The organism is Agrococcus sp. SGAir0287, assembly GCF_005484985.1.
Classification (GTDB): Bacteria; Actinomycetota; Actinomycetes; order Actinomycetales; family Microbacteriaceae; genus Agrococcus.
Genome location: NZ_CP027942.1, coordinates 3,034,414 through 3,051,621 on the forward strand (window position 1 = coordinate 3,034,414; position 17,208 = coordinate 3,051,621).

Genomic DNA, 17,208 nt, shown 5'->3' on the forward strand with positions numbered 1-17,208 from the left:
CGCTACGCAGGGTGCTCCAGGCCAGTCGGCCCGGAGTGGTCCTGCGTGGCCCGGCCCGCGCGGTCCACTTGGCGATCATCGGCTGCGGACGCGAGATCGGCCGCCAGCGCGGCCAGCAGCGCGGGGTCGCGGGCGGCGAGCCTGCCGAACTCGTCGACGAGCGCGTGCAGCTCCTGCTGCTCGTGCGCCGACAGCCCGGCGGCGCGCACGTGCGGCGCGAGATGGCGGCGCAGCCGCTCGTAGGGGCGCGGCACGTCGTGGCCGAGGCCCATGAGCAGCCGCCAGGCGTAGGCGTCGGGGATGAAGGCCGCTCGGTCGAAGGCGTACAGGGCGATGACGTCGGCCGTCTCGGGTCCGACGCCGCGCACCGCGAGCAGCGAGGCCCGCAGCGCGGCGTCGTCGAGGTGCTCGAGGGCACCGTGCTCGCCGCCGTGCTCGACCGTCCACGCTGCGAGCGCGACGAGGGCGCGCGCCTTCGCGAGCATGAAGCCACTGCGGCGCAGGAGTGGCACGAGCTCCTGCGGCTCGGCCGTCGCGAGCGCTGCGGGATCGAGCAGCCCCGCCTCGCGGAGGCGACCGATGCTGATCGCCGCGTTCTCCCAGCGCGTGTGCTGCACGAGCACGGCGCCGAGCATCATCTCGAACCGGCCGTCCGCCGGCCACCACCCCTGCGGACCCATCCGCGCGAGCAGCGCGTCGTGCAGGGCGCGCAGCAGCGGCAGACCGGCATCGTCCGCCGGCGCGGATCCGTCGGCGCGGTCGTGCCCGTCGTGGCTCACGCGAGGGGCGTCACGAGCAACGACTGCGCGATCCGGCCGACGGGACCGTGCTGGTCGTGCACGACCGCCTGGCTGAGCCCGACGCCCTCCGACCCGATCGACGACTCCGCCTCGATGCCCGTCCACTCCCCGGTCGGACGCTCGAAGAGATGGATGGCGAGCTCGGTGTTGATGAACGTCCACGCGCGCGTGTCGAGCCTGGCGCCCACGCCGTTCGCCGCATCGATCGGCAGGATCGCGCGCAGCGACGGACTGGGCTCCTCGCCCGCCACGAACGGCATCCGCAGCCGGGCCCACGCGACCGTGGGCGCGCCGCGCCGGCCGAAGGTGGAGGCGAAGCGCCAGTCGAGCGAGCCGACGAAGCCCTCGAGCCACAGCGGCGGCACGGGTGCGTCGTGCAGCGTGGGAGATCCCTCGGGTGGCAGCGCGTGGCGCCCGCCCGCACGGTATGCGACGGCGGCGGTGTCCACCGTGCGCATGCGCCAGCCACGGGCGCGCGCCGCCGGCCGCCAGCCTCCGCCGGGCCCGCGCTGCAGCACCTCGGCCTCCACGAGATCGGCGGACCGCCCCGAGCGCACGACGTCGGCGCGCACGGCGACCTCCTCGAGCGACACGGGGCCGAGCAGCTCGACCGCGAGGCGCGTGAGCATCCAGCCCGCCGCACCCGGCGCGCCCTCGCACGCACGCCACAGCAGGCCCGCGACGGGGCCGCCGTGCTGCAGGCTCGCGGTCCACGGGCTGCCCGTGTGCGCCGTCGGCTGCAGCACCTCCGCATCCTCGTGGGTGCCTGCGGGGAGGAAGTAGGCGTCGTCGCTCATCGGCTCCATCCTGGCGGGCACGCGTCGCGCGCGGCTACCGTCGCGACATGGACATCCGCTTCGTGAACGTCGGCATCGCCGTGCGCGACCTCGACGCCGCCGTCGCCTTCCTCACGGACCTCGGCATGACGCTCGTCGGCACGGACGAGGTGCGCGGCGAGTGGGCCGACGTCGCCGTCGGGCTCGACGGCAACCACGCGCGCATCGCCATGCTGCGCACGCCGAGCGGCGACGGCGAGCTCGAGCTCTTCCAGCCCCTCCACCCCGCGCCGATCGAGCGGGAGCCCGCGGTGGCGAACGAGATCGGCATGCACCGCGTCGCCTTCCAGGTCGACGACCTCGAGGAGGCGATCGCGGTCGCGGCCCGCCACGGTGCGCATCCGCTCCGAGGCGTCGCTCGATACAGGGATGCGTTCCTGCTGACGTATCTGCGAGGGCCGAGCGACATCCTGGTGATGCTGGCACAGGATCTGCAGCGCGACCCGCTGCCCTCCTAGCGGACGCGGCCGAGGTGCACCGCGACGTGGAGCATCGCCGCCATCGTCTCGGCGTCCACGATCTCGCCACGGCCGATCATCGCGAGGACCTCGCCGAAGGGCACGCGCCGCACGTCGGCGATGCCCTCCTCCTCCTGCGTCGCGCGCGTGGCTGCCGCGCCGCCGCCGACCGGCCGCAGGCCGCGGGCGAGGAAGACGTGCTCGGGGGCGTCGCAGATGCCGTTGAGCGACGACATGCCGCCGACACGGATCCACTCGGCCGCCTCGAGCCCCGTCTCCTCCGCGAGCTCCCGACGCGCGGCGACGAGCGCATCCTCGCCGTCGGTCGAGCCCGCGGGCACCTCGATCGACCAGCGGCCGGTCGTGTAGCGGTAGAGGTGCACGAGCACGACCTCGTCGTCGTCCGTCAGCGCGACGACGAACACCGCGGGGTTCGCGACCTCGACGACGCCGTAGATGCCGGAGCCGCCGTCGGGGCGCACGACCTCGTCCTCGCGCAGCCGCATCCATCGGTTGGCGTACACCTCGCGGGTCGAGGTGGTCGTCCAGCCGGTCGCTCGCTCGTCGGTCACGCTGCCATCCTGCCCGCGCGGCCGTCGACGTGCGACGCGGAAGGAGCGTGGGTCAGGCGGCCTCGGCGAACGCCTCGGGGTCGAGGCTGCGACGCACGGCCTCGATCGCGACGACGTCGAGCACCCGGGCGTCGTCCGCGCCGCCCGCGCGCACCATGGCGTCGACGAGCATCGCCGCGCGCAGCGTAGCCGTCCGCGCCCTCCAGGCGTCCGCGCCGAGCGCGACGAGCGCGGCGACGGCCGGGCCAGTCGCCTCGATCCACGCGGCCTCCGCGTCGAACGCGTCGACGGGATCGACGCGGTCGCCGATGCCGAGCGCGAGGTACGACGGTTCGGCATCGCGCGTCGCTCGGATGGCCGCGACGATCGCGCGCGCGACCGACGCGTCGTCGGCGGCGGCGATCGCGAGGATCTCGTCGAGGTGGCGGTGCAGGCGCAGCCGCGCACGCGTGCCGAGCGCCTCGAGCAGCGCCGTGCGGTCGGGGAAGTAGCGGTACACCGTGCCGATCGACACCTCGGCGCGCGCGGCGACGTCGCCCGTCGTCAGCGACTCGCGCCCGCGCGCGGCGACCTCATGCGCCGCGGCGTCGAGCAGCGCGTCGATGCGACGCCCTGCGCGCGGCGACGGCGTCTCGATGCGCACCCCGATGCCGTCGGGCAGGGCTTCCGGCGCGGCGCCGGCGATCGCGGTGCTCTCGGTCATCGCGCGATGCCTCCGGTTGCTGACTCATCCTCACGAACCCGCCCGAGCATAGCCCTGCCGACGATGGATGCCGCGTCGGGGTACACGGCGCGCCGTCAGCGCAGCAGGCGGGACAGGACGCGATCGGAGAGCGGCCTGCCGCCCGTCTGGCACGTGGGGCAGTACTGGAAGGTCGAGTCGGCGTACTCGACCTGCCGGATCGTGTCGCCGCAGACCGGGCACGCCTCGCCCGTGCGCCCGTGCACGCGCATGTCGCTGCGCTTCTCGGACTTGAGGCTCGACGCGGGCACGCCCGACCGCGCCGTCACCGCATCCTGCAGCGTCTCGCGCATCGCGACGTACAGGCGGTGCCGATCGTCGGCGCCCATCGACGCCGGATGGAACGGCGACATGCGCGCGACGTGGAGGATCTCGTCGGAGTAGGCGTTGCCGATGCCCGCGATGCGCCGCTGGCTGCGCAGCACGCCCTTGATCTGCGCGCGCCCCGCCTCGTCGAGCACCGCGCCGAACGCCGCCTCGTCGAAGTCGGGCGCGAGCGGGTCGGGACCGAGCGTCGCGATGTCGCGCACGTCGCTCGGGTCGCGCACGACGTGGATCGCGAGCCCCTTCTTCGTGCCGGCCTCCGTCATGTCGAAGCCCGCGTCGTCGTCGAGCATGAGCTGCGCAGCGAGCGGGCCCTTGCCCATGCGCGGCCGAGCCTTCGGCGCCTCGTCGCGCCACCGCAGCCACCCTGCGCGAGCGAGGTGGATGCACACGTGCAGCACGCTCGGGGCGTCGCCGACCGTCGCGACCGCCAGGTCGAGCCACTTGCCGTGCCGCTCGACGCTCGTGACCTCGCCGCCGTCGAGCGCACGCGCAGGCGGGTCGAAGGTCTTCAGCGCCGAGATGGCGTAGACGTCGAGCCGACGCACGCGTCGGCCGACGAGGCGGCCGCGCAGATCGTCGGCGAGCGCCTGCACCTCGGGCAGCTCGGGCATGCGAGCAGTCTGCCCGCCGCCGCCGACATGCGCGAGGGGTCGCGCGTGCGTCGCGCATCCTCGCGACCCGCCGACGCGCCCGCGACCCCCTGACGCCGCATGGGCTCGACGGGGCATGCTGGGGGCACGTCGTACGAGGTGCGACGTGCGAGGAGACCACGTGCCAGCATCCGCCCCGGCCATCTGCGCCATCGGTACGGCGGTGCCCGCCGCCCGGCTCGAGCAGCAGGCGGCGCGCGACCTCCTCGCGCGGCAGCCGGATCTCACGCGGCTGGGCGCGCGCCTCGTGCGCACGGCGTTCGACGCGTCGGCGATCGACGCGCGGCACGTCGTGCTCGACGAGCTCGTCGAGCCCCGCGAGACGCCCTTCTTCGACGTCGAGCACGACGCCCTGCGCAGCCCGTCGACGCGGGTGCGCAACACGCGGTACGCCGAGCACGCGCCGACGCTCGCGCTCGATGCGGCGAGCGCGGCGCTCGCAGACGGCGGGCTCGAGCCGACCTCGATCACCCATGTCGTGACGGCCTCGTGCACGGGGTTCTTCGCGCCCGGCATCGACCATCTGCTCGTGCGCGACCTCGGGCTGCCGTCGTCGACCCCGCGCCTCCACGTGGGCTTCATGGGCTGCTACGCCGCGTTCCCCGCGCTCCGCGCCGCCGACGCGATCTGCCGCGCCGATCCGCGCGCCGTCGTGCTCGTCGTCTGCGTCGAGCTGTGCTCGCTGCACCTGCGATCGTCGAGCGATCCCGACACGATCGTCGCCTCGTCGGTCTTCGCCGACGGCGCCGGCGCCGCCATCGTCGCCGTGCGCCCGCAGCCGCGGTCGAGCCTGCGCATCGACGCCCTCGCCTCGGCCATCGCGCCCTCCAGCGAGGAGGAGATGGCGTGGACCATCGGCGACGAGGGCTTCGAGATGGTGCTCTCGGGCGCCGTGCCACGGCTCATCGGTGCCAACGTCGTCGAGGCGATCGCGCCGCTCGCCGACGCGCGTCGGGCGGGGTCGTGGCCCGAGGTCGCGGGATGGGCGGTGCACCCGGGCGGTCGCGCCATCCTCGACACCGTGCAGCGCACGCTCGGGCTCGACGACGCGGCGCTAGCGCCCTCGCGGCGCGTGCTCGCCGAGCGCGGCAACATGTCGAGCGCGACGGTGCTGCACATCCTCCAGGCGCAGCTGCGCGAGCGATCGCCGGGCGAGCAGGTGTGCGCGATGGCCTTCGGGCCGGGGCTCACGATGGAGTCGGCCCTCCTGACCATGCAGGAGCCGGCGTGAGGTCGCTCGAGCGGCGCTCGCACGAGCTCGAGCGCATGGACGATCCGCACGTCGATGTCGCGCTGCTCGAGCGCACCTACCGGCAGTTCGAGACGGTGAACCGCATCGTGTCGCGCTGGCGATGGCTTTACGTCCGCCGCATCCGACCGACGCTGCCGCGGGATCGCACCGCGACGGTCCTCGACGTCGGCTCGGGCGGCGGGGACGTCGCCCGAGCCCTCGCCAGCTGGATCCGCTCCGACGGCATCGACGCGCTCGTGACGGGCATCGACCCCGACGAGCGCGCGCACGCGTTCGCGACGGCGCGACCGGCTCCGGGCGTGCGGTTCGAGCGCGCGTCGAGCGCCGATCTCGTCGCCGACGGCCGTCGCTTCGACGTCGTCGTCTCGAACCACGTGCTGCACCATCTCGACGACCGCGCGCTCGCCGGCGTGCTCGCGGACAGCGAGGCGCTGACCGATCGGCTCGCGATCCACGCCGACCTCGAGCGCGCACGCGTGCCGCTCGTCGCCTTCGGGCTCGCCACGTGGCCGCTGCGGCGGGGATCCCTGCTGCACGACGACGGCACCGCATCCATCCGACGCAGCCATCGCGCCGCAGAGCTGCGCACGCTCGTGCCCGACCCGTGGCGCGTCGAGCGGCTCGCGCCCTACCGGCTGCTCGCCGTGCTCGACCGCGGGAGGCGAGCGTGACGGCGTCGCGGCGGCTGGCGGTCGGCGCCCTCGCGGTCTATGCGACGACCGCGTCGATGGGCGTCGGCCTCGCGACCGGCGCGTGGCGCAACGAGCGCCACCGATGGGTGCACCACGTCGGCTTCATCGGCGTCACGACGCTCGCGGCCGCCGCCGTCGTCGTCGGCCTCGTCGACGCGCCCCGCCGCGCCGGCCGCATCCTGCCCGCGCTGCTGCCGCTCGCGACGCTGCCGCGCATCCCCACGCGATCCACGCGGCATCCGCTCGTCGCGCTCACCGCCGCGCCGTGGCTCGTCGCCGCGACCCTGCCCCTGGAGAAGGAGTGACCATGGAGCTGTTCGACGCCATCCGCCGTCGCCGCACCACGAACGGCGCGTTCCTGCCCGATCCCGTGCGCGAGGAGCATCAGCGGCTCCTCATCGAGATGGCGGGCCGCGCGCCCTCGCAGCTCAACAGCCAGCCGTGGCGCTTCGTCATCACCGAGGACCGCGCGACGATCGAGCAGATCGCCGCGATCAGCGGGGCGAGCATGACGGAGGCGATGTCGAACGGCACCTTCTTCGAGCGCTACAAGCGCTACTTCCGCTTCTCGAAGCGGGAGATGGAGGAGCGTCGCGACGGGATGCTGTTCGACCGCCTCCCCGCGCCCCTGCGGCCCTTCACGAGCCAGGCGATGACGCCGCGCGGGCAGCGGCTCATGAACTCGCTCAAGGTGCCGCAGACGCTCGGCGAGGAGAACCGGCGACTCGTCGCGGGCGCGCCGCTGCTGCTCGGCGTCATGCTCGACCGCGCCGAGCACCGCCCGGGCGAGCTGTCGTCGTTCTACTCGCTGTTCAGCATGGGTGCGGCGATGGAGAACCTCTGGCTCTCGACCGTCGAGCTCGGCCTCGGCATCCAGTTCATCTCGTTCCCCATGGAGGTGCCGGGGCAGTGGGAGCGCATCGTCGAGCTGTTCAAGGTGCCCGACGAGCTCGAGCTCATGGCCGTCTACCGCATCGGCTACGTGCCCGAGGAGGCACGCAGGCCGCGCATCGACTGGTCGAGCTCCGAGCGCAAGCGCCCCTCGCAGATCGTCTTCCGCGACACGTGCGAGACGCCGCAGCTCGGCTGGGACGACGCGCCGGGCGACGCGCGCGGCTGAGCGAGCGGCTCAGCGCGAGTCGGCGAGCGAGCCGTCGGCGTCGTAGCGGCGCCAGTGGCCCGTCGAGATCAGGACGGGCTCCTCGGCCGGGTCGCGCACGACGAGCGCCGAGTCGTCGTCGATGAACCACACCTGCTGCCCGGTCTGGCCTGCGCGGACGGCCACCCGCTCCTCGACGCCTGCAGGCATGAAGTCCGCACCGAGGTGCCCGATGAAGCGCCAGTCGAACAGCGGCACGGCGGGCGCGACCTCGGTGAGCCCGAACATCTCGCGCTCCTCGCCGTTGCCCGCCGAGTCCCAGCGCTGCATCCCTCGGGAGAAGATCATCGAGCCTGCGCTCCAGCCGATGTACACCTTCTCCTCGAGCAGCTCGGCGAGCACGGGCGCGAGGCCCGTCGACAGCCACGCGTGCGCCGCCCAGAGGTCGCTGCCGCCGTAGCCCAGGATGACGTCGGCGCTGCGCAGCCGGGATGCCACCAGCTCGGCAGGGCCGGCGAAGAGCGAGGCGACGTCGAACTCGGCCCATCCGAGCGACCGCAGCAGCTCGAGGTGCTCGAGCAGCTTGGCGCTGTCGCCGGGGAAGCCGAGGATCGCGTCGATCACGACGACGACGCGCGCCTCGGCGATCGGCGTGCCGAGGAGGTCGACGAGCGCCTCCTCGATCGCGGCGTTGGCGATCCCGTTCGACGTGAGGAGCATGCGCATCGCGACAGGCTACGCGCGCGGATCGGCGGCGCGCGAGGAGTCTGCGGCCTAGGCTCGAGCCCATGATCGCCGTGCACCTGCGCTACACCGACGACCCCGGCCGCCTCGAGCTGCGCCCCCGCCATCGCGAGCTGCTGCAGGGCCTCGTCGAGGAGGGCGTGCTGCTCGCGGCCGGCCCGTACGAGCACGGCGAGGGCGCCCTGCTGCTCTTCGCGGCGGACCGCGACCGCGTGCAGCAGGCGATCGACGCCGACCCGTACATGACCCACCCCGGCGTCGTCATCACGGCGATCGAGGAGTGGAACCCCGCGATCGGCGGCATCCGCCCCCTCTGACCCACATCTGAGGTGTTCGGACGGATCCAACAGCAGAGACGGCCGAGAGCCTCAGAACGTCTCGCTGTAGGTTGAGCGGCATGCGCGTGCTCGACGACCTGGCCTCCGTCCGCCCGTTCACCGAGGAGCTGTACCGGCACCTCCACGCGCATCCCGAGCTGTCGGATCGCGAGCACGAAACCGCGGCGCGCATGGCCGCCGAGCTGCGTGCGACGGGCGTCGACGAGGTGCACGAGGGCGTCGGCGCCTCCACGGGCGTCGTCGGCATCCTCCGCAACGGCGAGGGCCCCACGATCCTCGTGCGCGCGGACATGGACGGCCTGCCGGTCGTCGAGGACGCGATCGTCGAGTACCGCTCGACGCAGACCGCCGAGATCGACGGGCAGACCGTCGGCGTCATGCACGCGTGCGGCCACGACGTGCACATGGCGACGCTGCAGGGATCCGTGCGCCTGCTCGCCGAGCACCGCGACGCGTGGAGCGGCACGCTCGTCGTCGTCTTCCAGCCTGCCGAGGAGACCATCGGCGGCGCCCGCGGCATGACGGATGCGCTGCGCGCCATCGTGCCCGACATCGACGTCGCGCTCGGCCAGCACGTCGGCCCCTACCCCGCGTCGAGCGTGCGCATCGCACCCGGCCCCGTCATGGCTGCGTGCGACGAGCTCATCGTCACGATCCACGGCCGTGGCGGTCACGGCTCGCAGCCCGAGACGACCGTCGACCCCGTCGTGCTGGCCGCATCCATCGTGCTGCGCCTGCAGACGATCGTGAGCCGCGAGATCCCGTCGACGGCGCAGGCGGTGCTCACGGTCGGCACGATCCACGCCGGCACGAAGTCGAACATCATCCCCGACACCGCACGCCTCGGCATCAGCATGCGCACGTACGACGAGGAGCTGCGCACGCGGATGCGCGCCGCGGTCGAGCGCATCGTGCAGGCCGAGTGCCAGGCGGCCGGCGCACCCGAGCCCGCCACGATCGAGCGCACGCTGTGGGCGCCCGTCACCGACAACGACCCCGAGACGACCGCGACCCTCACCGCCGCGCTCGCCGAGGAGTTCGGCGACGACGTGCACCCGATGGTGCGCCTGTCGGGCTCGGAGGACTTCTCGGAGCTCGCCGCCGCCTACGGCCGCCCCTACGCCTTCTGGTTCACGGGCGGCATCGACGACGAGCGCTACGCCGCCGCCGAGGCCGCCGGCACGCTGCTCACCGACATCCCCTCGAACCACTCCCCCGGGTTCGTGCCCGTGCTGCAGCCGACGCTGGATACGGCCGTGCGCGCCATGACGACCGCGGTGCTCGCGCACCTCGGTCGCTGACGCGCACCGTTCGCGTCAGGCCGCGTCGGGCTGCTCGAGCGGCGTGAGGCGGAAGATCGGGAACACGCGGCCCTGGGCCTTCGCCTCGTAGCCGCGGAACCCCTCGCCGACCTGGGTGAAGGCCTCCCACATCCGATCGCGCTCGGCACCGGTGAGCTCGGTCACCGCCACGCGGACGACGCGGATCGGCGCGCCGATGTCGCCGGCGACCTCGAGGTCGATCTCCGAGGCTCGGCGCAGCGAGTACGACCAGGCGGGGTGCTGCGGCGATCCGGCGGCGCTCGCCACGACGTGCCACGAGCCGCCCTGCTCGATCGCCATGAGCGGGATGAGCGCGATCGTGCCGTCGCGCTTCGGGATGTGCAGGAGGCCGAGCGATCGACCGAAGTCGATCGGCTCGCGCACCTCGCCCTCGCCAGCGCGGAAGGCGTCGATGATCATGTCGTTGAAGGCCATGGTGAGGGCAACGCCGGGCGCGGCCCGGGTGTTCCTGCCGCCCGCCGGGGCGCGGTCGCTCGCATGACCGCTCCTCGAGGTGCGAGCGGAGCGAGCCTCGAGAGGGGCCCCTGGACCGACGCGAACGATCGGGGACCCTTCGAGGCTCGCCCTTCGGGCTCGCACCTCAGGGAGCGTGTGGTGGGCGTCGCTGACCCGAGGCGCCCTACGCGATCGCGACGTGCGCCGTCGCCACGCGCCGCAGCAGCGGCCGCGTCGCGAGCAGGCCCGCGGCGACGATCAGCACCCCGAGCGCCACGACGCCCACCGTGACGAGGATGGTGAGGGGATCGAGCAGCAGCGCGAAGCCGAGCAGCGGCACGACGAGCACGCCTGCCGCGACGGCCGCCACGACCACGACGAGCAGGAGCGGCGACAGCACGGCCCGCCTCCGCGCAGCATCCATCGTCGCCACGTCCATGCCGCCGTGGTGCAGCGCACGAGAGACGGCGCGACCGTCGAGGATCGATGCGGCCTGCGTGAGGCCCACCGTGCACGCGACCGTGACGAACGAGCCGACGACGGTGATGACGAGGCCGGTGCGGATGTCGGCGGCGAGCGACGCCTCGCCCGCGGCCTCGGCGGTGCCGAGCAGGGCCGAGCCGACCCCGGCGATGACGCCGACGAACGTCACGAGCGCGACGCCGCCCACCTGCCGCCAGGCCGCCTTCGGCGACTCGAGCACCGTGCGGGCGGCGAGGAGCCGGGGAGGCGTCTGCGCGCGACGCACCTGCCAGCGCGCCTGCACGCCGAGGAGCCAGGGGCCGAGCAGCTGCAGCACGAGCATCGCGACGCCGAAGCCGATGCCGAGGACCGCGACCAGGGCGACGACGCCGAGCGCGGCGCCGATGCTGGAGAACGACGAGAACGCGCTCGCGACGATCGCCATGCCTGCGATGGCGAGCACGACGACGATCCAGTGCACGCGTGCCGGCGTCTCGCGTCGGGCGACGCCCAGCGGCGTCACCATCACGCGACGCATCGACAGCAGCGCGCTCGCCGCGGCGAGCAGCGTGACGGCCGCCACGAGACCGATCGCCCATGCGGGCGGCAGCATCGCGCTCGCACTCAGCGGTGCGCCGTCGAAGGGGATGAGGCCGATGAGGGGCGCGGTGGCGGTCGCGGCTGCGACGCCGACGATGGCGCCGACGAGGGCGAGGATCGTCGCCTCTCCGACCGCGAGCGCGAGGACGGTGCCGCTCGTCGCGCCGAGCAGGCGCAGCGCGGCGAGCCGGTCGTCGCGGCGCCGGGCCGAGAGCCGGGCGGCAGCCCCACCGAGGGTCGCGAGCGGCACGGCGAGCAGCGCCAGCGCGACGATCGCGAGGAGCTGGTAGAAGGCGGCGTCCATCGACGTCCAGGTGAAGAACGCCCGCGCGCCACCGACGACGATGCCGAGGAGCCACGTCGTGACCGCGAAGGCGACTGCGGGCAGCGCGAGGACCGCGGCGCCCTGCGTCGCAGGGCGCAGCAGCAGCGGCGCGAGACGGAGGGCGCTCATGCGCGCACCTGCCACTGCTGCGCGGCGGGTGCTGCGACGGCCGTGCCCGGCGCGGGCGGCGGCAGCGTGCCGGAAGGGGCCGCTGGGGCGGCCGCGGCGTGGGTCTCGACGAGCAGTCCGTCGCGCATCCGCACGACGCGCGAGCAGCGCGCGGCCACCTGCTCGTCGTGCGTCACGAGCACGAGCGTGCGACCGCGGCCGACGGTCGCCGACAGCAGGGCCGACATCACCTCGGCGCTCGTCACCGAGTCGAGAGCGCCGGTCGGCTCGTCGGCGAAGACGATGGATGCACCCGTCACCTGCGCGCGGGCGATCGCGACGCGCTGCGCCTGGCCGCCCGAGAGCTGGCCGATGCGGCGATCCTCCATGCCCGCGAGCCCGAGCGAGCCGAGCCACATCGCGGCCTCCTGCGTCGCCGCCGCACGCGAGGCGCCGACGAGCATGAGGGCGAGCGCGACGTTCTCGACGGCCGTGAGCTCGGGCACGAGCATGCCCTCCTGGAACACGAAGCCGAAGCGCTCGCGACGCAGCCGCGTGCGCTCCGCATCCGAGAGCCGCGCGACGTCGACGACGCCCATGGGCGTCGCGAGGTGCACGGTGCCCGCGTCCGGGGTCACGATGCCCGCGAGGGCGTGGAGGAGGGTCGTCTTGCCGGAGCCCGACGCCCCCATGATCGCCACGGCCTCGCCGGGCGCGACGTCGACGTCCACGCCCGCGAGGGCGGTGGTCGGTCCGAAGGTCTTGCGGAGTCCCCGCGCACTGATCGCTTGCATGCTGCAAGCCTCGCCGCGTGGCCCTCGCCGTCGCGTCGGGCGAGCGGACGATCCGGACGGCATCCCCTCATCCGGGCGGATGAGGGGATGGGGTGCCGTGGGACGAGCGGGTCAGTCCTTCGACCGCAGCCGGATGAGGCGGGCCTGCCCCTCCTCGCGCATCTGCGCGAGCTCCTCGTGCGCCGTCACGAAGTCGGTGAACGAGCGGTAGCCGAGCGACTTCTCGTTGAACGAGGGATCCATGCGCTTCATCTGCGCCTTCACGACGTTGGCGTGCAGCCATTCGTCGTCGTCCTTCGCGTGGCTCACGCGCATCGCTCGCTCGAGCAGCGCCGCAGCGGCCTCCTCGGCGTCGCCGATCGGGTCGGCGCCCTCGTCGTCCTCGTCGTCGTCGATCTCGACGATCTCCCGCTCGACGGGCTTCGACGCGGGCGGCGCCTTCGCCTCGGTCGCCGGCGCCTCGGCGGTCGCATCGTCGGCCTTCGGCCTGCGGCGGCGTCCGGTCGTCCTCGGCTGCTCGGCCTCGGTCGGCGTCTGGGCCTCCTCGGCCTGTGCCGCGGCCTGCGTCGCCCGCGCCTGCTCGGCGAGCTCGGCCTTGGTCGGGATCACCGGGCGCTCGACGCCGGGCAGCGCGTCGTAGTCGGCGAACTCGTCGCACGCGGCGGCGAGCGACTTCGACGTCGAGCCGGCCACGCCGATGCCGACGACGAAGCGGCCCAGGCGCTTCGCCTTCTGCGCGAGCGCGATGTAGTCGGAGTCGCCGGCGACGATCACGACGTGCGTGATGTCGGGCAGGCGGAACAGATCCTCCATGACGTCGACGGCGAGGCGGATGTCGGCGCCGTTCTTGATGCCGCGCGTCGTGGGGAACAGCTGCACGAGGTCGACGGCGCGCGAGAGCAGCTGCTGCCGGTAGCCGGCGTTCACCGCGACCGACCAGTCGGCGTACGCCTTCGAGATGACGGGCGTGCCGAACGACGCCGCGTAGTCGAGGATCGCGCCGACGTCGACCGTCGCCTGCTCGACGCGCGTCGCGACCGCATCCGTCGATCCGCGCTGCACCGACTTCACCCGCTGCTGATGGAAGGTGCCCCTGCCGTGCAGCTGGTCGTAGCGCGAGATGACGATGTTGTCGAAGTCGATGTAGACGGCGACGCGGGAGTCGGCCGGATCGATCATGAAGCCCCTTTCGGCGGCCTCCAGTGTCGCATCCGTGCGGTGGGACGCGGTGTGCGACGCCGTGCGTCGCCAGCCCTGCCGCCGATCAGGTGCGCGGGAGTACCATCCACCCGGGCCGTCGCCCCTTCCGGCGGTCGTCAGGGCGTCGCAGGACGCGACGAGTGCACGAGGAGACCCGACGTGAGCAGCACGACCCCCGCAGGCTGGTATCCGGACCCCGAGCGCGAGGGCGCGACGCGCTGGTGGGACGGCACCCAGTGGGCGCCGTCGCAGGAGCCCGCCGCGAGCGACGACCGCTTCAAGCCGAAGGACGCCGCGGCGACGGATGCCGGCGCAGCCGACGCGAGCAGCGCGGCGAGCACGGAGCAGTCGTGGTCGCCCGAGCCCTCCGCCGCGTCCAGCACGGGCTGGGACGGGCAGCCGTCGACCGACGCATCCGCCGCGTCGTGGAGCCCGACGCCGTCGACGCCCGCCGCATCCGCACCGTCGTGGCAGCAGCAGGAGACCCCGTCGTGGCAGCAGCCCGCCGGCCAGGCGTGGGGGCAGCAGGAGGCGCAGCCGACCTACGGCGCGCCGCAGGACTTCAGCCAGGCCGGCACCCAGCAGTGGAACCAGTACGACCAGCAGCCGAGGAAGAGCCGCAAGGGCCTCGTCATCGGCCTCGTCGCGGGTGGCCTCGTGCTCGTGCTGCTGCTCGTCGTCGGCGGCGGCCTCCTCGTGACGAACCTCATCTCGAACGCCACGCAGCAGACGCAGACGCAGGGCGGCGGAGGCGGCGGCACGGGTGGCGGCGCGCAGGGCCCCGGGTCGTGGCAGGTCCAGGTCGCCGAGGGTGGCGCGCCGTCGGTCACGCAGTTCGAGATCACCACCGACGGCACGTACGAGATCAGCGTCGCCGCCACGAACGGCGCCGACCCGCGGATCACCCTGACGGGCAACGGGCAGACGTGGGAGGACGACGACAGCGGCGAGGGCGTCGACTCGCTGCTCGAGGTCCCGCTGACCGCCGGCACGTACACCCTCTCGGTCGAGGAGTACTTCGGCGACGCGCTCACCGCGACGGTCACCGTCACGCAGCGCTGATCGAGACCGCACGACGGCCCGGGCATCGCGCCCGGGCCGTCGTGCTTCCATCCCTGGTCGCAGCGCCACGGATCGCGGCGTGCCGCCGTCAGTCGAGCGGGAACACCCTTCGCCACTCCACCGATCCGCCGGCGACCGGCACGCTCGCGGCGATCGCCGCTGCCGCCCGATCGTCGGCTGCATCGATGAGGTAGATGCCCGCGACGTGCTCGGTCAGCTCGATCGACGCGCCGTCGGTGAAGACGGCCTCGCCCTCGCGATCCGGACCACCGCCGCGGACGACGCCGCCGTGGTCGGATCGCTGGAGCACGATCGCCTGATCGATGCGGCTGCCGAGCGCGCGGACGATGCTCGCGAACCTGGCCTGCTGGCCGTCTTCGTCGGGATCCGATCCGAACGCCTCGCCTCCTGGCATGAAGCGATCCGAGTCCCACCCTCGATGACGGACGATGAACGCGTACTGCGCCATGTGCACCTCCTGGTCATCGTGGAGACGCACGAGCGGCTCCGCATTCGACACGGCTCGCCCGACGCCGATCGTCGCGCCGACGACGAGCAGCAGCGTACGCGCGCGATCCGCGGTCCGTCGCGCGAGAGGTCGGATCCGACACGCCCGAGGGGTGCGCGCGGAGGTTGCATCCGGCGCAGGATCTCGGCATCGTGGCGTGCTCGCGATCCGAGAGGAGCATCCATGCTCACCCTGACCGAGACCGCCCAGACCGTCATCACCGGCATCGTCGGCCAGTCCGACGTCGCCGACACCGGAGGCCTGCGCATCAGCGCCGCCGGTGGCGACCAGCTGAACGTCGGCGTCGCACCCGCCCCGAGCGAGGGCGACCAGGTGCTCGACGCATCCGGCGCGCGCGTCTTCCTCGACGACGTCGCCACGACGCAGCTGGCGGACAAGGTGCTCGACGCCGCGCCCGACGACCAGGGCCGCGTCACCTTCACCATCGCGCAGCAGGGCTGACGCGATCCACGCCTGCGGGGCGCCGACCATCCGGTCGGCGCCCCGTTCGCGTGCGCGGTGGACACGGATGCGCGACCCCTGTCGCGCGATCGCTCGACGCGACAGCATGGGGGCATGCTCACGATCCCCACCGTGCCGCTCGCCGACGGCACCGCCTTCCCCGAGCTCGGCCTCGGCACCTACAAGCTCGACGGCGAGGAGGGCGTCGCCGCGATCCGTTCGGCGCTCGACGTCGGCTACCGGCTGCTCGACACCGCCGTGAACTACGGCAACGAGGAGGAGGTGGGGCGTGCGATCCGCGACGGCGGCGTGCCGCGCGACGCGATCCTCGTCACGTCGAAGGTGCCCGGCCGCGACCACGGCACCGACGAGACGCGCCGCAGCGTCGACGGCTCGCTCGAGCGGCTCGGCCTCGACCGCATCGACCTGCACCTCATCCACTGGCCGAACCCGTCGGTCGACCGCTACGTCGAGACCTTCGCCACCCTCGTCGCGCTGCGCGACGAGGGCGTCATCGGCTCGGTGGGCGTGTCGAACTTCACCGAGGAGATGCTCGTGCGCGTCGCCGACGCGACCGGCGTGATGCCCGCGGTGAACCAGGTCGAGCTGCACCCCTACTTCCCGCAGGCGAACCTGCGCGCGTTCCACGCCGAGCACGGCATCCGCACCGAGTCGTGGAGCCCGCTCGCGCGACGCAGCGAGCTGCTCACCGAGCGCATCGTCGTCGACGTCGCGGCGACGCACGGCGTGACGCCGACGCAGGCCGTGCTGCGCTGGCACACGCAGCTCGGCTCGACGCCGATCCCGAAGTCGTCGAGCGCCGAGCGGCAGCGCGAGAACGCCGACGTGTTCGGCTTCACGCTCGACGACGCCGAGCTGCGCGCCATCTCGTCGCTCGCGCGCGGCCGCCTCTGGGATGGCGACCCGGAGCGGCACGAGGAGATGTGATGGCGCTCGTGCAGGTGGCGCAACGCGCCGAGGATCTCGCCCGGGCGACCGCGTGGTACTCGGCCGTGCTGGGTGGCGGCCCGGTCGCCACGTACGATCCGCCGGGCTTGGTCTTCTTCGACCTCGGAGGCGTGCGCCTCCTCCTCGAGCACGGCGCGCCCTCCGCGCTCGTGTACCTCGGCGTCGACGACGTGGATGCCGCGCTCACGCGGGCGATCGCCGCCGGCGGCGCGGAGCACACGGCACCGCATGTCATCTTCTCCCACGCCGACGCGACGCTCGGACCGGCCGGCACCGACGAGTGGCAGGCGTTCGTGCGCGACACCGAGGGCAACCTCGTGGGCCTCGTCGAGCAGCGGGTCGCCGCCGTGGCGCGGGAGGCGAGCGGCTAGAAGCCGCCGGTGGGCGGCGGAGCGCCGAAGCCGCCCGTGGGCGGCGGGGCACCGATGCC

The 17,208-nt window shown here is 73.6% G+C and carries 22 protein-coding genes; 11 read left to right on the plus strand and 11 right to left on the minus strand.

Annotation, left to right across the window (positions count from 1 at the left end; genetic code table 11):
• Positions 1–2: 2 nt before the first annotated feature.
• Both C1N71_RS14545 and C1N71_RS14550 read right to left on the minus strand, forming a co-directional pair.
• Positions 3–779: an endonuclease III domain-containing protein gene (locus tag C1N71_RS14545; RefSeq protein ID WP_254678030.1), complete on the minus strand. Its 777-nt coding sequence runs from the start codon at positions 777–779 to the stop codon at positions 3–5.
• Positions 776–1,597, minus strand: coding sequence for a thioesterase family protein (locus tag C1N71_RS14550; RefSeq protein ID WP_175414256.1), 822 nt, complete (start codon positions 1,595–1,597; stop codon positions 776–778). Before C1N71_RS14550 ends, C1N71_RS14545 begins: the two co-directional genes overlap by 4 nt.
• 47 nt (positions 1,598–1,644) lie before the next feature.
• On the opposite strand from C1N71_RS14550, the gene C1N71_RS14555 reads away from it, so the two are divergent.
• Entirely contained in the window at positions 1,645–2,094 is a 450-nt protein-coding gene (locus tag C1N71_RS14555; RefSeq protein ID WP_137757067.1) for a VOC family protein, read from the plus strand.
• Here C1N71_RS14555 and C1N71_RS14560 read toward each other — a convergent pair.
• The 3 genes from C1N71_RS14560 to C1N71_RS14570 all read right to left on the minus strand — a co-directional run bounded on the left by C1N71_RS14560 (position 2,091) and on the right by C1N71_RS14570 (position 4,346).
• Positions 2,091–2,600 carry an NUDIX domain-containing protein gene (locus C1N71_RS14560; RefSeq protein ID WP_137757374.1) on the minus strand — a complete coding sequence of 170 codons (510 nt, stop codon included), beginning with the start codon at positions 2,598–2,600 and terminating at the stop codon, positions 2,091–2,093. The two genes, C1N71_RS14555 and C1N71_RS14560, sit on opposite strands and share 4 nt — an antisense overlap.
• 118 nt (positions 2,601–2,718) lie before the next feature.
• On the minus strand, positions 2,719–3,369 hold the full coding sequence (locus C1N71_RS15095) for a TetR/AcrR family transcriptional regulator (protein WP_175414257.1): 651 nt from the start codon (positions 3,367–3,369) through the stop codon (positions 2,719–2,721).
• Positions 3,370–3,464: 95 nt separating this feature from the next.
• Positions 3,465–4,346 (minus strand): DNA-formamidopyrimidine glycosylase family protein, encoded by an 882-nt coding sequence (locus C1N71_RS14570; RefSeq protein ID WP_137757068.1) that lies wholly within the window; start codon positions 4,344–4,346, stop codon positions 3,465–3,467.
• 160 nt (positions 4,347–4,506) lie between these two features.
• On the opposite strand from C1N71_RS14570, the gene C1N71_RS15415 reads away from it, so the two are divergent.
• Genes C1N71_RS15415 through C1N71_RS14590 form a run of 4 tightly spaced genes read left to right on the plus strand, consistent with a single transcriptional unit; the run spans position 4,507 to position 7,449 of the window.
• Entirely contained in the window at positions 4,507–5,616 is a 1,110-nt protein-coding gene (locus C1N71_RS15415; RefSeq protein ID WP_254678031.1) for a type III polyketide synthase, read from the plus strand.
• Positions 5,613–6,308, plus strand: coding sequence for a methyltransferase domain-containing protein (locus tag C1N71_RS14580; RefSeq protein WP_254678032.1), 696 nt, complete (start codon positions 5,613–5,615; stop codon positions 6,306–6,308). Before C1N71_RS15415 ends, C1N71_RS14580 begins: the two co-directional genes overlap by 4 nt.
• Positions 6,305–6,634, plus strand: coding sequence for a hypothetical protein (locus C1N71_RS14585; RefSeq protein ID WP_137757071.1), 330 nt, complete (start codon positions 6,305–6,307; stop codon positions 6,632–6,634). Before C1N71_RS14580 ends, C1N71_RS14585 begins: the two co-directional genes overlap by 4 nt.
• Positions 6,635–6,636: 2 nt before the next feature.
• Complete coding sequence (locus C1N71_RS14590; protein WP_137757072.1) at positions 6,637–7,449, plus strand: nitroreductase family protein; 813 nt, start codon at positions 6,637–6,639, stop codon at positions 7,447–7,449.
• A gap of 9 nt (positions 7,450–7,458) precedes the next feature.
• Here C1N71_RS14590 and C1N71_RS14595 read toward each other — a convergent pair whose 3' ends face one another.
• Positions 7,459–8,154 (minus strand): Type 1 glutamine amidotransferase-like domain-containing protein, encoded by a 696-nt coding sequence (locus C1N71_RS14595; protein ID WP_137757073.1) that lies wholly within the window; start codon positions 8,152–8,154, stop codon positions 7,459–7,461.
• Between the two features lie 62 nt (positions 8,155–8,216).
• Here C1N71_RS14595 and C1N71_RS14600 point away from each other — a divergent pair, with 62 nt between their 5' ends.
• Together C1N71_RS14600 and C1N71_RS14605 are read left to right on the plus strand one after the other, a co-directional pair.
• Positions 8,217–8,489: a YciI family protein gene (locus C1N71_RS14600; RefSeq protein WP_137757074.1), complete on the plus strand. Its 273-nt coding sequence runs from the start codon at positions 8,217–8,219 to the stop codon at positions 8,487–8,489.
• Between the two features lie 80 nt (positions 8,490–8,569).
• The gene (locus C1N71_RS14605) at positions 8,570–9,811 is read left to right on the plus strand and encodes an amidohydrolase (RefSeq protein WP_137757075.1); all 1,242 of its coding nucleotides are present in this window, start codon (positions 8,570–8,572) and stop codon (positions 9,809–9,811) included.
• A 15-nt stretch (positions 9,812–9,826) separates the two neighbouring features.
• Here the strand turns inward: C1N71_RS14605 and C1N71_RS14610 are convergent, their stop codons facing one another.
• The 4 genes from C1N71_RS14610 to C1N71_RS14625 form a co-directional block, all read right to left on the minus strand.
• Positions 9,827–10,267, minus strand: coding sequence for a nitroreductase/quinone reductase family protein (locus tag C1N71_RS14610; RefSeq protein ID WP_137757076.1), 441 nt, complete (start codon positions 10,265–10,267; stop codon positions 9,827–9,829).
• Positions 10,268–10,472: 205 nt separating this feature from the next.
• Positions 10,473–11,804 (minus strand): FtsX-like permease family protein, encoded by a 1,332-nt coding sequence (locus C1N71_RS14615; RefSeq protein ID WP_137757077.1) that lies wholly within the window; start codon positions 11,802–11,804, stop codon positions 10,473–10,475.
• A complete protein-coding gene (locus C1N71_RS14620) occupies positions 11,801–12,577 on the minus strand; it encodes an ABC transporter ATP-binding protein (protein ID WP_137757078.1) in 777 nt (258 codons plus the stop codon). The genes C1N71_RS14615 and C1N71_RS14620 overlap by 4 nt, the downstream gene beginning before the upstream one ends.
• Before the next feature lie 111 nt (positions 12,578–12,688).
• Positions 12,689–13,756, minus strand: coding sequence for an NYN domain-containing protein (locus C1N71_RS14625; RefSeq protein WP_137757079.1), 1,068 nt, complete (start codon positions 13,754–13,756; stop codon positions 12,689–12,691).
• A 180-nt stretch (positions 13,757–13,936) separates the two neighbouring features.
• Here C1N71_RS14625 and C1N71_RS14630 point away from each other — a divergent pair, with 180 nt between their 5' ends.
• Entirely contained in the window at positions 13,937–14,839 is a 903-nt protein-coding gene (locus C1N71_RS14630; protein ID WP_175414258.1) for a DUF2510 domain-containing protein, read from the plus strand.
• Between the two features lie 88 nt (positions 14,840–14,927).
• Here C1N71_RS14630 and C1N71_RS14635 read toward each other — a convergent pair whose 3' ends face one another.
• The gene (locus C1N71_RS14635; protein WP_137757081.1) at positions 14,928–15,308 is read right to left on the minus strand and encodes a YciI family protein; all 381 of its coding nucleotides are present in this window, start codon (positions 15,306–15,308) and stop codon (positions 14,928–14,930) included.
• Positions 15,309–15,530: 222 nt separating this feature from the next.
• On the opposite strand from C1N71_RS14635, the gene C1N71_RS14640 reads away from it, so the two are divergent.
• The 3 genes from C1N71_RS14640 to C1N71_RS14650 all read left to right on the plus strand — a co-directional run bounded on the left by C1N71_RS14640 (position 15,531) and on the right by C1N71_RS14650 (position 17,149).
• Entirely contained in the window at positions 15,531–15,809 is a 279-nt protein-coding gene (locus C1N71_RS14640) for a Fe-S cluster assembly protein HesB (RefSeq protein ID WP_137757082.1), read from the plus strand.
• 114 nt (positions 15,810–15,923) lie between these two features.
• Positions 15,924–16,757 (plus strand): aldo/keto reductase, encoded by an 834-nt coding sequence (locus C1N71_RS14645; RefSeq protein WP_137757083.1) that lies wholly within the window; start codon positions 15,924–15,926, stop codon positions 16,755–16,757.
• Positions 16,757–17,149: a VOC family protein gene (locus C1N71_RS14650; RefSeq protein ID WP_137757084.1), complete on the plus strand. Its 393-nt coding sequence runs from the start codon at positions 16,757–16,759 to the stop codon at positions 17,147–17,149. Before C1N71_RS14645 ends, C1N71_RS14650 begins: the two co-directional genes overlap by 1 nt.
• Positions 17,150–17,208: the final 59 nt, after the last annotated feature.

Excerpts from the sequence above, each read along its gene's own strand:
- C1N71_RS14550 (WP_175414256.1), bottom strand. The coding sequence starts at position 1,597 with ATGAGCGACGACGCCTACTTCCTCCCCGCAGGCACCCACGAGGATGCG.
- C1N71_RS14605 (WP_137757075.1), top strand. The coding sequence starts at position 8,570 with ATGCGCGTGCTCGACGACCTGGCCTCCGTCCGCCCGTTCACCGAGGAG.
- C1N71_RS14555 (WP_137757067.1), top strand. The coding sequence starts at position 1,645 with ATGGACATCCGCTTCGTGAACGTCGGCATCGCCGTGCGCGACCTCGAC.
- C1N71_RS15095 (WP_175414257.1), bottom strand. The coding sequence starts at position 3,369 with ATGACCGAGAGCACCGCGATCGCCGGCGCCGCGCCGGAAGCCCTGCCC.
- C1N71_RS14590 (WP_137757072.1), top strand. The coding sequence starts at position 6,637 with ATGGAGCTGTTCGACGCCATCCGCCGTCGCCGCACCACGAACGGCGCG.
- C1N71_RS14570 (WP_137757068.1), bottom strand. The coding sequence starts at position 4,346 with ATGCCCGAGCTGCCCGAGGTGCAGGCGCTCGCCGACGATCTGCGCGGC.
- C1N71_RS14610 (WP_137757076.1), bottom strand. The coding sequence starts at position 10,267 with ATGGCCTTCAACGACATGATCATCGACGCCTTCCGCGCTGGCGAGGGC.
- C1N71_RS14640 (WP_137757082.1), top strand. The coding sequence starts at position 15,531 with ATGCTCACCCTGACCGAGACCGCCCAGACCGTCATCACCGGCATCGTC.
- C1N71_RS14625 (WP_137757079.1), bottom strand. The coding sequence starts at position 13,756 with ATGATCGATCCGGCCGACTCCCGCGTCGCCGTCTACATCGACTTCGAC.
- C1N71_RS14645 (WP_137757083.1), top strand. The coding sequence starts at position 15,924 with ATGCTCACGATCCCCACCGTGCCGCTCGCCGACGGCACCGCCTTCCCC.
- C1N71_RS14595 (WP_137757073.1), bottom strand. The coding sequence starts at position 8,154 with ATGCGCATGCTCCTCACGTCGAACGGGATCGCCAACGCCGCGATCGAG.
- C1N71_RS14635 (WP_137757081.1), bottom strand. The coding sequence starts at position 15,308 with ATGGCGCAGTACGCGTTCATCGTCCGTCATCGAGGGTGGGACTCGGAT.
- C1N71_RS14615 (WP_137757077.1), bottom strand. The coding sequence starts at position 11,804 with ATGAGCGCCCTCCGTCTCGCGCCGCTGCTGCTGCGCCCTGCGACGCAG.
- C1N71_RS14600 (WP_137757074.1), top strand. The coding sequence starts at position 8,217 with ATGATCGCCGTGCACCTGCGCTACACCGACGACCCCGGCCGCCTCGAG.
- C1N71_RS14560 (WP_137757374.1), bottom strand. The coding sequence starts at position 2,600 with ATGCGGCTGCGCGAGGACGAGGTCGTGCGCCCCGACGGCGGCTCCGGC.
- C1N71_RS14650 (WP_137757084.1), top strand. The coding sequence starts at position 16,757 with ATGGCGCTCGTGCAGGTGGCGCAACGCGCCGAGGATCTCGCCCGGGCG.
- C1N71_RS14620 (WP_137757078.1), bottom strand. The coding sequence starts at position 12,577 with ATGCAAGCGATCAGTGCGCGGGGACTCCGCAAGACCTTCGGACCGACC.